Source organism: Methanococcoides sp. LMO-2 (assembly GCF_038432375.1).
Lineage (GTDB): Archaea > Halobacteriota > Methanosarcinia > Methanosarcinales > Methanosarcinaceae > Methanococcoides > Methanococcoides cohabitans.
Window position 1 is genome coordinate 553,294 of sequence record NZ_JBCAUS010000002.1, and the last position, 13,203, is coordinate 566,496.

Consider the following 13,203-nt stretch of genomic DNA (forward strand, 5'->3'; position numbering starts at 1 on the left):
TAACAGATATTAAACCATGAGTGACAGGAAACACAGGATCGAGGTGGATTTCTTCCGCCAGCTGGACCGCTTTACCTTCATGGTAAGAAAGCGGGTATCCAGTGCCTATGCCGGAAGCAGACGTTCAACCCATAGCGGTCGCGGTCTTGATACCCTCGGATATGTTGAATATCATCCGGGAGACGATATCAAATCCATTGACTGGAACGTATATGCAAGGTCCGAGAAACTCTATGTGAGGGAGTTCGAAGAGGACAAATCCGTAACCACACACATACTGCTGGACGCCAGTAACAGCATGGACTATACTACCGGAGAGTTCACAAAATACGAGTATGGAGCCATGCTTGCAGCCGGTTTTGCATATCTTGTCACCAAGGACAACGACAAGTTCGGCATATCAACTTACGCCGAGGACATCGAAATATCGCAGACACACAGGGGCAGGCGCTACCTTCTCAGGGATATCGACAGGATGGCAGAGGTCGAGCTTGAAGGTAAGACCGCACTGAACAAATGTGTGGAGCAGTACGAGAAAGTAATCCATTCACGTTCCCTTGTCGTCATTATCTCAGATTTCATGGAAGACATCAGCTCCATTGAATCCGCCATTTACCGATTATCACATCACGACCTAATGCTCATACAGGTGTTGGACCCATCCGAGAGCGATCTTTCCATGCACGGTCATGTGAAGCTCTTTGACCTTGAGACGGATGATGAACTGAAGACCTACCTGAGCAATAATTTCAAGGACAAATACCAGGAAGAACTTCAGGCACACATCGATGGCATCCGAAACATCTGCGACCATGTCGGCGCCGATTTCTTTACGTTCACAACCGATACTCCGGTATTTGATGCATTCTTCCACACAATTAACGGGAGGAAGGTCTGATGCCTTTTGACAATACCATGGGACTTGCAGCCCTTGCGAGCGTGATCCCTCTCATTATACTGTACCTGTTACGCCCAAAGCCCCTTCAGATCAAAATTCCTTCACTGATGTTCCTGATGCGGGCAGAACAGAAGAAAAAGCGATTCGCTACGCTTAGAAGACTTATCAGAGACCCTATATTCCTTGCACAATTACTGGTGCTTATACTATTGTCCGTTGCAGTGGCAGGCCCGTTCTACACATCCGAGGAAAGCCTGAGCGGTGAGCATACTGTCTTTGTGATCGATGCTTCTGCGAGCATGAACACCGACGGAAGGTTTGACAGTGCCACAGAGATCGCAAAGACATATGTCAGCAAGAAGAACAGCATTATCCTTGCTCAGAACATTCCGGTAACCGTCCTTGAAGCTGCCGGATCATCGGCCACAAAAGATGCGCTTGACGGAATGTCAGGAAAGGGTACCGTAGCAGACCTTTCGACTTCCATAACGAACGCCATGAGAATGCTGTCCAACGAAGGTGGCAGAATCATTGTGATTTCGGATTTCACCAACTGGGAAGGAGAAGACCCTGTAGCTGCAAAGAGGCTTGCTGAATCCTACGGAATGAAGGTTAGTTTCGTCAGGGTAGGAACAACCACTGATAATGTGGGAATAATCCAGGGCTGGCTCGAGGCTGAGGAGAACAGCTACACTTACAACTGTGTTGTGAAGAACTACATGGAGACCACACAGAAAGTGAACATTGAGATCGAGACGTCCGGAAGTGAAACAAAGAAACGCCTCACACTTGACGTAGGTCCGTTCTCGACAAGTCAGTTCAAGGTGGAAAATCTAGGACCAGGAGTTACAGAGCTCAGGATAACCAGGGATGACAGTCTTATGACCGACAATACGGCTTACATATCCATCCCTTCGAACATTCAGAACGAACTGCTCCTTGTGACCGATGTGAAGAACTCACCGGCTGCAGTCTCACTTTCATTACTTCCGAACATAAGGGCAACCCAGTCCAATAATGTACCTGCAGACCTCAGTGACTACAAGGTCATCGTGATCGATACACATCAAAGGGCACTGACAACCGAAGAGGTTGCCACACTTGACACATTCATAAATAATGGCGGAGAAGCTTTATTCCTCGCATCCTCAGCCCTTGACCCGGCAGCTGCGAACTTTGATCTGCTCAAGATCCTTCCTGTAAAACCAATTGCCACCATGGAAAGCAACAACGGTGAAACGCTGAAGGTTGCACAGGAAACAAGACTTACAGATGATGTGAAATTCGAGGATATCGCGGTCTACACTTATCTTAATGCCACCCTCAGGGCAGATGCGGTCTCACTTGTGAACACCGATTCAGATATCCCGATGCTTGCCTACTGGAGCGTGGGTGGCGGAACAGTGATGTATCTTGGCCTGAGCGATGAGCTAGGTGAAGATGCATGGAACAATTTCCACAACCTGCCTGAGTATCCAGTCCTCTGGGCAAAGCTGATCGCATGGCTTGGCGGAGCGGGAGATATAGGTGACTACAACCTCCAGACCGGTGCTATTTCCGCACTTCCGAACGAAATGGATGTTTCCACACCTTCCGGAACCGTAACAACAAGCAGGTTGCTCTATGATGAAGCAGGCATCTACGAGGTCTCAGGAAAGGATATCGCTGTAAATCTCTATGATGATATGGAATCAGACACGACCATCGATTCATCCGGCGTTCTGGAACGTGCCACAGCACAGGATGGTTCCCAGATCGTCAGGGAAAGCACCTACACTGCCAAGAATTACATTGACATCTATCTCATCATACTTGCCATGCTGCTGGTGATAATTGAGATACTTATAATCAGAAGCCGGGGTGAGCTATAATGTATACTTTCGAAGAACCACTGGTACTGCTACTTATCCTGCCGATCATCGTCGGCGGGCTATATCTCATCAAAAAAGGTGCAAGAAAGACACTGATACTTTCACGCATCATAGTCCTTTCACTGCTCGTAGTGGCACTGGCATCCCCATTCTCACTTGTCAGCGAGGTCACCAGTGACGATACGCCCCAGATAGTGATCATCTCCGATGAGACCAGCAGTATGCAGCTGTTCAAGGAAGGAGTAGGTGATAATGTCTATGAGTCACTTACAGCAAATACCCCGACAACAATGATAAGGCTCACAGGGGAAAGCACTTCCCTGGGGGATGCCGTTGAGCAATATTCCAGCGGCGATAATCAGATCGTGCTGGTAACAGACGGTAACAGCAATTTTGGAAAAGACCTTGAAGAAGCTCTCCAGTTCGCTGAGGAAGTCGGAACCACTGTTTATTCAGTTGAACCTGAACTCGAAGAGAACGACATCAGTGTGCAGATTCTTGGCGATAAGACGGTTGTCATTGGAAACGAGAACCAGTTCGATGTACTTGTCTCACAGGCAGGAGAGGAAGAGATACGATACAGTTTCGAGGTTTATGCTGGCGATACTCTTGTCAGGAGTGGTACATTCACACAGAGCGCACGCACAAGGACCATACGTGTGCCTTATACCTTCAAAAAGCTCGGCGCACAGGAGCTGAGTGTCACACTTACACCACTTACATCCGATAAGGACAGCATTAATAACAAGTTCTACAAAGCTGTGTATGTCGTACCCAAGCCAAATATCAAAGTGCTGACCAGCGATAGTTCGGCACCTCTTGGAAATGTATTGTACAACCTATACTCAGTATCAAACACAGACGATTTTACAAACATTGATGGTAAAAAAGCAATTGTACTCGACAACCAGAACATCAGGACACTTTCAGAAACTGATGTAGAGCTCCTCAAGGAATTCGTAGCTAATGGTAACGGTCTTGTTGTTGTGGGAGGAGAGACATCCTTTGACCAGGGCAATTACCTGAACTCCTCATTCGAGGATCTGCTGCCGGTGCTATCAAAACCAACCGACTGGAAAGGTGGACGAAGCATTGTCCTTGTACTGGATGTATCCCAGAGTACGTTCCACCACGAGTCACTTTCCGACATCCTCGGAAATGCGATCTTCGTGCTTGAGGATGAGAACCTCAGGGATGCCTACGCAGGTGTCATCGCCTTTGGTAGCGAAGGTATCGATGTCTCAGGAGGCCTTGTTTACCTTGGTAACCAGGCCAATGTCCTGAAACTGGAAGAGGACATATCCGCACTTACACCCGGATCCACCAGCGAAACATCTCTTGACCAGGGACTTCTCATTGCACAGGACTGGCTTGAGAACGAGGTAGGAGAGCTCGATATAATCATCATCTCAGATGGTGGTATAGAGCAGTCCTATGAAGATTCTCTTGTTGTCGCAGATGAGATCAGCGATGGCGAGATACAGTTCTACTATGTCCATGTAAAGTCATCAGCACCATCTCAGAGAGACCAGTTCGGCAATATCTATGCAGAAGACCTCATGGAAAGTGTGGATGGAATCTACTTCCCGGTTCAGAAAGGCGAACGTGCAAACCTTGAGTTCGAGGACCTTGACATCTCTGACGAACCTGAGGACGATGAACCGTTCATGACATCATTCCCGCTTATCGAATACAACCCGAACCACTTCATCACACGTAACCTGGAAGTTGACGGCAACATCACCGGTTACAATGATGTCACACCAAAAGCAGGTGCTGACAGGATCATTGTGACCGCCACAGGCAAGCCGGTAATCACCACATGGAGATACGGACTTGGCAGGGTTGCAGCCATTACCACTGATAACGGTAAAGGCGGGCAGGCAACATGGAGCTCACAGATGTACTTCGGCAATAATTCAAAGCTGATATCCTCTACCATGAACTGGGCGATAGGTAACCCGCAGGTCGAGGAAGGGACTGTTGTCGAAGGAGATGACACATGGTTTGGAAGCTCTGCAACACTCTACATCACCCGCTACGATGAAGGTGTCCCGAAACTGAAGTACAAGGGCGAGACCCTTGAGCTTGCGGTTACAGGTAAGAACACCTATGAGACCACCATCGAACCTAAGAACATCGGTATGCATGATGTCTCAGGCTATCCGATCGCTGTGAACTACGCCATCGAATACCGTGATGTCGGCCTGAACGAGGACCTTCCTGTGCTCATCAAGGCAAACGGTGGTAAGACCTACAGCGAGAACGAAGCACTTGCATTGCTGCTTACAGATGCCAAAGCTAACTCACTTAAGAGCGTTCAGCAACCTGTCAGCCAGAAACTGCTCTTCCTTATTGCAGCATTACTGCTCTTCCTCACAGAGATAGCAGTAAGAAGAATAAGGGAAATAAGGGCAGCCAACAGGGAAAGGGCAGAGCAATAATTCTGCCTTCTTTTTTTTCAAAAACGCATGCAGAAGACTACGGATTTATTCGTAGTTAAAGTAATGAATATATAAGATTCATTCGTACTGTGACCTGATGACAAACAACAAAGTCATCAGGTGATATTATGAACACAAAAAATGTTTCACTTCCATTAATAATACTGATCATACTTTCCACGATAGCCTTAGGTGCTATCATCCTGAGTTCTGGCGACAACACCAATGAAGAGATTTTGATCGACAACGGTGGTCTGGATGCAGAGAATGCACCGGATGACAATAACAATGCTGATGATAGCAACGTACTACAGCCAATAGAGACAATCGCAACAATTGTAGGTATCGACTCATGGGACGGAACTAAGGTCCTGCTTCTTGATCAGGATGAGAGCGTAATCGGAGAAGGATACCCATGCGACCTGTATCTGATGATCGGAGAGGAAACAACAATCACAGACAGCAACGGTAACGAGCTTGTTTTCGAGGACCTTTCCGAGGGAACAAGGATCGAAGCACACTACGGACCAATGACAACAAGAAGCCTGCCACCACAGAGCAGTGCTGTGAGCATTGTCGTGCTTGATGAAAATGTTCCGACCGGTCCACAGCCTGTCAAGACTACCGGAACTATACTCGGAACAGAAGTATGGAGTGAGAACACAGTCCTGCTTTTGGACCAGGATGAAAGCGATATCGGAGAAGGATATCCATGTGACATCTTTCTGGTAACTGCTGAGGAAACGGTCATCATGGACAACGACGGGAACGAGCTTACCATTGAAGACCTTACCGAAGGAACAAGGGTAGAGGCTTACTACGGACCAATGGTAACTGCAAGCCTGCCACCACAAAGTGGGACTCTGAAGATCGTGGTTCTGGAAGAATGAAATAAGAAAACTATTGCATGGCTACAAAAGATAATCAGTTTTTGTACCATGACCCCCTCTTTTTTCTGACAATTCTAAATTTCTGACCATCCATCATCAACTCCACCAACTATCCCCCTTTCTCCCAAAAGTCTAATACTCTTAAATTTCAATCTTACTTACAGTTAAAAGAATAATTCATTCTAATAACGGGGGTCAATCATGGGAGATAGCAAATACATTCGATGGTTCGAAGAGATCAGTATAGAAGACATTCCTCTGGTAGGAGGTAAGAATGCCTCGCTCGGTGAGATGTACCGGGAGCTCACAGAGAAGGATATCAGTATACCCAATGGTTTCGCGGTCACAGCAGAAGCATACTGGCATGTCCTGGAATCTGCAGGCGTCCTCCAGGATCTTAAAGATACACTTGAAGGACTGGATACATCCGATGTCAGTGATCTTGCCGAGAGAGGGAAAAAGGCAAGGAGTATCGTCCTCGATGCAGGGATACCGGATGACCTATGGGAAGAGATAAAGGAAGCCTACGACAAATTGAGCGAGGAATACGGTTCAGAGACCGATGTTGCGGTTCGCAGTTCTGCAACAGCAGAGGATCTTCCTGATGCCTCTTTTGCAGGACAGCAGGAAACCTACCTGAATATACACGGCTACCACTCACTGAAAGATGCATGTAACCGATGCTTTGCTTCCCTTTTCACGGACAGGGCGATCTCCTATCGTGTGCATCACAACTTCGACCACTTCAAGGTCGGCCTTTCAATAGGCGTCATGAAGATGGTGAGATCAGACCTCGCATCCAGCGGCGTGATCTTCACAATCGACACCGAATCCGGGTTCGAGGATGTTGTTTTCATTACAGGGGCCTACGGTCTCGGTGAGAATGTCGTGCAGGGAGCTGTCAATCCGGATGAGTTCTACGTCTTCAAGCCCACCCTGAAAGAAGGCTACAAGCCAATAATCAAGAAAAAAAGGGGCAGCAAAGCTATAATGATGATCTACGGACGCGGGGATTCGCGTGTGCTTACCCGTAACGTTGAGGTTCCCCTTGCAGAGAGGAGGAAGTTCTGTATCAACGATGTCGAGATCCTCCAGCTTGCGAAGTACGCTGCTACCATCGAGGATCATTATTCTAAAAAGAAAGGGAAAGCTGTGCCTATGGATATCGAGTGGGCGAAGGACGGTAACACCGGCGAGTTGTTCATTGTACAAGCAAGACCCGAGACCGTGCAATCGAGGAAGAGGAAGGATGTCCTTGAGACCTACTTCCTTGACGATCGCTCGAACGTTCTTGTAAAGGGCAGGAGTGTGGGTGACAAGATCGCAGCCGGAAAGGTGCATGTGATCGATGATGTATCCAAACTGCCATCTTTCAAACAGGGAGAGATACTGGTAGCTGATACCACAACACCTGACTGGGAACCTGTCATGAAACGTGCCACTGCCATCATTACTAACAAAGGCGGAAGAACATGCCATGCAGCCATAGTCAGCCGTGAGCTGGGAGTTCCGGCCGTTGTGGGTGCAGAGGATGCAACTGAAAATCTGAAGAACGGAATGGATGTAACATTGAGCTGTGCTGAAGGCGATATCGGCAGGATCTATGAAGGAATACTGCCTTTCCATGTGGAAACCGTTGACCTCAAGGACCTTGGAGATACGAAGACAGAGATGATGATGAACCTTGGAAATCCGGAAGAGGCCTTTGGACTTTCAATGATACCAAACGACGGCATCGGACTGGCAAGACTTGAGTTCATCATCACCAGCTACATCAAGGTCCATCCAATGGCACTGGTGCATCCTGAAAAGGTGGAAGATGAAAATGCCCTCAGAGAGATAGAGAAGCTCACTGCCGGATATGAAAACAAGGAAGACTATTTCGTGGAGAAACTTTCCCAGGGAGTAGCCACAATTGTAGCTTCGTTCTACCCGAAACCCGTTGTCGTACGCATGAGTGACTTCAAATCCAACGAATATGCCAGCCTAATCGGCGGTGAGTACTTCGAGTTCGAGGAGAGCAACCCGATGATCGGTTTCAGGGGAGCATCTCGTTATTATGATGAACGCTACAGGGAAGGGTTTGCACTTGAGTGCAAGGCCATGAAGAAGGTCAGGGACGAGATGGGACTGAAAAACCTCATCCTCATGATACCTTTCTGCAGGCGTGTGGAAGAAGCGGAAAAAGTGATCGCAGAGATGGAAAAGAACGGTCTGGTAAGAGGACAGAACGGCCTGCAGGTCTATGTAATGTGCGAGATCCCAAGCAATGTCCTGCTGATAGATGAGTTCAGCAAATACTTTGATGGCTTCTCCATAGGCTCCAATGATCTCACCCAGCTGACCCTTGGTGTGGACAGGGATTCGGAGATACTGGCATCGTCATTCGATGAGAGGGATGAGGCTGTGAAGAAGATAGTTTCCATGGCAGTGCAGGGAGCAAAAAGGAATGGCAAGCACAGTGGCATCTGTGGTCAGGCGCCAAGTGATTTCCCGGAATTTGCTGAGTTCCTTGTGAAGGAAGGTATTGATTCGATCTCGTTGAATCCGGATTCTGTGATGAAGATCTCATTAAAGGTACTGGAGACCGAGAAAGAAATGGGATGAAGTGGAGGAACGTTTGCCTCCATTAATTTTTTTTATGAATTCTTCTAATAGAACGAAAATGAGTAACAAATATTGAGTATTGATAGAAGGCAAAAACAGAAAAAGTAAAAAGCAATCAACCGATCAGCCGGTTGATATCCTCACTATCGATAATTCCAACAAGCCTCTTCTTCTCATCCACTACAGGCAAAGCGGAAATACTGTGTCTTTCCATGCGCTTTGCACCTGCAACGATCGGCTCTTCGGGCGTTGCAACAAGAACTTCCTTTGTCATGATATCGTCCAGATCGTTGCATTTGAGTGCAACAGCCTTTGAGATATCCCAGGATGTTACGATGCCTGCAAGACAGCCTTTCTCATTTACCACCGGCAAATGTGTCAATCCTTCCTCGAACATGACCTTTGCAGCGGTGTCGATGCTCACACCTTCCCTGATGGTGGCGACATCTTCGGTCATCACATCAGCAATGGATGTGTATGAAAGGAAATTGTGAACCACGTAATTGATATGACCGCTCTCTAGGAGGAAAGCATCATGACCGTAACTGGAATCGATCTCCCTGTAGCTCACATCATGGTCGTTGAACAGGAGAGCCTCAACAATTTTCTTTGACTGGTATGGAGGATACAGCCAGTCCGATGTTATGGAAATAATCAGTATCTTTGATCTGATATCCTTCAGACCCTCTGCAAGGGAACCATTCTTTGAAAGGTCGAAATAATCCACAGCTTTTGTCACATAGAGATAGGAATTGGCATCAAACCTTTCGGTAAATGTTTCTCCCTGGTATTTCAGGTAGCTCTCGACCTGGAAATCGTTTGACATATCGAATTTGAAGTTCTCACCCTGCTGCAACTCCCTGCCGAACTTCTCGTGCATGGAATCATCACTGAGATATGTGATATGAGCGATCATTCTAGCTGTGGCTAACCCATGCACAGGAGCCTTGCCGGAATAGTAATCTCCTTCGTTCCAGTCGGGATCTGAGACAATGGCATTCCTTCCAACCTCGTTGAAGGCTATCTGCTGAGGTGACGAGACCGCTGTGGAAGCGATCACAACTGCTTTCCTCACGATGTCCGGATAAGCGACCGTCCACTGGAGGGTCTGCATACCACCCATGGAACCGCCTACTACGGCAAAAAGGGCTTTGATCCCGAGATGTTCTATCAGCTTCTTCTGAACATTGACCATATCGCCTATAGTTATCACCGGAAAAGTAATTCCATACGGTTTACCTGTGTCCGGGTTCAGTGATGCAGGACCTGTGGTCCCCATACAGCCACCCAGTACATTTGAACATATTACGAAATACCTGTCAGTATCCAGGGCTTTCCCCGGTCCGATGAGATCCTCCCACCAGCCGGGTTTGCGGTCATCGGGACTGTGTCTGCCTGCAGCATGTGCATCGCCAGTGAGGGCGTGGCAGACAAGGATTGCGTTACTTTTGTCCTTGTTCAGATTACCATAGGTCTCATAGGCGACTCTGATATCCTTCAGGGTCTGCCCTCCTTCTAAAAGGAAATCACCTTTTATCGTATGAAAATTGGTTCCAACAATACCTACGGACCTTTCACTCACTTCTGGGACCTCTCTAAAGCCTGATCAATGTCAGCAATTATATCTTCTGCATTTTCAAGACCTACGGACATCCTTATGAAATCATCGGTCACACCTGTCTGCTCACGTTCTTCCTTTGTGAGCTGCTGGTGTGTTGTGGATGCAGGGTGGACAACAAGTGTCTTTGCATCACCGATGTTTGCCAGGTGTGAAAGTAATTCCACGCTCTCGATGAACTTCCTGCCTGCTTCCAGTCCGCCCTTGACACCGAATCCAAGGATAGCGCCATAGCTTCCTTCCAGGTATTTGCCTGCAAGTTCATGGGATGGATGATCCTCAAGGCCGGGGTAGTTAACCCATTCCACCAGAGGATGGGATGCAAGGTGCTTTGCGACCTTCAGTGCATTCTCACCGTGCCTCTGTACCCTTAAGGAAAGTGTTTCCACACCCTGTATGAACTGGAATGCATTGAAAGGGCTCATTGCAGGTCCAAGGTCACGCAGATGTTGTGTGCGTACCCTGAGTATGAAAGCAAGGTTTCCCATTCCCGGAATATCCCCGAAGGATTCCCAGAACTTCAGGCCATGGTAACTGGGGTCGGGTTCTGTGAACTCAGGGAATTTTCCATTGTCCCAGTTGAAGTTTCCGGAATCCACTATGATACCACCTATGGAAGTACCGTGACCTCCAAGGAACTTTGTTGCGGATAATACAACAATGTCTGCACCATGGTCTATCGGCTTTGCGATACCTACACCTACAGTGTTGTCTACAATAAGTGGGACACCTGCGTCATGGGCGATCTTTGCGATCTTATCCAGATCCGGCACGTCAAGCTTTGGATTTCCGATGATCTCTACATAGATAGCTCGGGTCTTATCGGTGATAGCCTTCTCGAACTCTTCCGGTTTCGTGGAGTCCACAAAGTGAACCTTCCTTCCGAATTTCGGAAGGGTGTGATTGAAGAGCTGGTATGTGCCACCATAGAGATTATTCGCAGAGACTATCTCATCACCAAGCTGTGTGACAGCCAACACTGTTAAGGAAATGGCAGCCATTCCTGAAGCTACGCCAAGTGCACCTGTACCGCCTTCGATAGCAGCCACTCTTTCTTCCAGCACACCGGTGGTCGGGTTCATCAGGCGTGTGTAGATGTTGCCGAATTCCTTCAGCGCGAAAAGGTTCGCTGCATGGTCTGCATCCTTAAAGAGATAGGCAGCGGTCTGGTAAATAGGAACAGCGCGGGATCCCGTGGGGTCCGGCACATGTCCTGCATGCAATGCTAATGTATCTAATCCGTAATTCTTGTCAGTCATAATTGTACCTCAGTTGATGTTAAGTTCGTATTTTTCAGCGATCTCAAGGAATGCATCCGAGAGATAGTGTATCTGGTCCCATGAAAGTCCGTATGTGCTCAGCTTCCAGCTTCTTGTAGCACCCGGGAACTCGCCTACGATGCCACGTTTCTTCAGTTCGTCACTGAAGAAGTAGCCCCTGCGCTTGTGTGTCTTTGCAACCTTGTCGAAGCTGTTGGTTGTGTCCACCTTGGTAAGGGCATGCTTTCTCGGGAATTCGCTCAGCACTTCATTTCCTTCGATCCTCAGGAACTCGTTGAGGAAATAGTTGGATTTCTTGACTTCCTCATCCCAGTGCTTTGTCCTTTCTTTTACATACGGGAACGATGCCATCATAGACAGCAATGGAGCTCCCATCAGTGTGCACCCAAGGAACTCGACCTCCTTGATACCAAACTTCCTGCCAGTGACATCACCCACCATCTGTGTGGTCCTGAATATCTTGTCAGCCCATTCTTCCGTGGTTGCCAGCACTCCTGACGGAGCCACTGAGGCCATGCTCTTGTGGCCGGAACCTACTATAAAGTCCGCACCGAGCTTCTTTCCATTTACAGGCATGATACCCACTGTATATGCCCCATTGTACAGGAACGGAATTCCATACTCCTGTGCCACTTTACCGATACCGTAGATATCGTGTTCATTACATAGCAGATAGTCGAAATGGTCGATCATGATAAGGGACGGTAACTTTCCGGTCTCTTTCTTCACTTCATCTATCTTGTGTGCCACAGATTCGGCAGTGAGTATATTATCTTCGTTAACAGGAGCCTCTCTGATAGATCCACCAGCACCCTCTACAGCGAGGAACTCAGTATAATGTGCAAATGCAGATACGACCACATCATCACCCTTTTCAACAAGGGTTGATGCAACGGCCTGGAAACCTCTCCTGGCACCGGGAACAACTCGTGCCTGGTCCATTCCGACGAACTCAGCGAGATCTGTGTGGAATCCTGCGATCGAAGGCTTTTCGATCTTATCAAGCCTGAAAGGCTTTCGGCAACTGTCACATGTTGAGTAACCGTCCCCATAAGCTATGACAGCTTTGCGGGCTTCCGGGGTCAGTCGGCCACCGGCCTGAATGGGCTGTATATTTATGAACTCCTCTTCCCTTGTACGGCACATAAGATCGCCCACAATACTGACAGGTTGTGTTTGGCCGTCTTTTGCGCCTATCTCCTCGACAAGGCCGCCAAGACCCGACACGATCTCAGAAAAACGTGCAGACTGCTCGTCGCTCATACCCGTAGGTAGAGCCTCTCTTACGATCTGCCTGAGATCCTCCAGTGCAAACTGGGTTTCAAATATTTTGTTGGCGAGATATCTTTTATTGATTTGTTCATCCATTCTGTTACCACCTGCTCGTTTAGGGACATATGAAAAAGCGAATTACTATTTCGACTCCCCAGGCGATCGGTCTGCTATACGTGGACCGGTCTTCTTTCGGCCCTCTTTGATATGTTAACAGCGTTAACATTGTGCAGATTTACTCAACTGCTATATAAAAGTACCCGAATACAGGACTTATTAATTGCAGAAGTAAACCCACGCCATACTATGGTGGTAGTTACTGA

The 13,203-nt window shown here is 47.9% G+C and carries 8 protein-coding genes; 5 read left to right on the forward strand and 3 right to left on the reverse strand.

Annotation, left to right across the window (positions count from 1 at the left end):
* Nucleotides 1-16 precede the first annotated feature (16 nt).
* The 5 genes from WOA13_RS02840 (at nucleotide 17) to ppsA (ending at nucleotide 8,710) form a co-directional block, all read left to right on the forward strand.
* Entirely contained in the window at nucleotides 17-898 is an 882-nt protein-coding gene (locus WOA13_RS02840) for a DUF58 domain-containing protein (protein WP_342126478.1), read from the forward strand.
* Nucleotides 898-2,769, forward strand: a complete 1,872-nt coding sequence (locus tag WOA13_RS02845) for a VWA domain-containing protein (protein WP_342126479.1) — start codon at nucleotides 898-900, stop codon at nucleotides 2,767-2,769. Before WOA13_RS02840 ends, WOA13_RS02845 begins: the two co-directional genes overlap by 1 nt.
* Entirely contained in the window at nucleotides 2,769-5,213 is a 2,445-nt protein-coding gene (locus WOA13_RS02850) for a vWA domain-containing protein (RefSeq protein ID WP_342126481.1), read from the forward strand. Before WOA13_RS02845 ends, WOA13_RS02850 begins: the two co-directional genes overlap by 1 nt.
* 128 nt (nucleotides 5,214-5,341) lie before the next feature.
* Entirely contained in the window at nucleotides 5,342-6,103 is a 762-nt protein-coding gene (locus WOA13_RS02855; protein WP_342126482.1) for a hypothetical protein, read from the forward strand.
* 201 nt (nucleotides 6,104-6,304) lie between these two features.
* Nucleotides 6,305-8,710: a phosphoenolpyruvate synthase gene (ppsA, locus tag WOA13_RS02860; RefSeq protein WP_342126483.1), complete on the forward strand. Its 2,406-nt coding sequence runs from the start codon at nucleotides 6,305-6,307 to the stop codon at nucleotides 8,708-8,710.
* A 115-nt stretch (nucleotides 8,711-8,825) separates the two neighbouring features.
* Here the strand turns inward: ppsA and metX are convergent, their stop codons facing one another.
* The 3 genes from metX to pscS are packed head-to-tail and all read right to left on the reverse strand — an operon-like array spanning nucleotide 8,826 to nucleotide 12,976.
* Entirely contained in the window at nucleotides 8,826-10,292 is a 1,467-nt protein-coding gene (gene metX, locus WOA13_RS02865; protein WP_342126484.1) for a homoserine O-acetyltransferase MetX, read from the reverse strand.
* Nucleotides 10,289-11,587, reverse strand: coding sequence for an O-acetylhomoserine aminocarboxypropyltransferase/cysteine synthase family protein (locus tag WOA13_RS02870; RefSeq protein ID WP_342126485.1), 1,299 nt, complete (start codon nucleotides 11,585-11,587; stop codon nucleotides 10,289-10,291). Before WOA13_RS02870 ends, metX begins: the two co-directional genes overlap by 4 nt.
* Nucleotides 11,588-11,596: 9 nt before the next feature.
* Nucleotides 11,597-12,976: an O-phospho-L-seryl-tRNA:Cys-tRNA synthase gene (gene pscS / locus WOA13_RS02875; protein ID WP_342126486.1), complete on the reverse strand. Its 1,380-nt coding sequence runs from the start codon at nucleotides 12,974-12,976 to the stop codon at nucleotides 11,597-11,599.
* Between the last annotated feature and the right edge of the window lie 227 nt (nucleotides 12,977-13,203).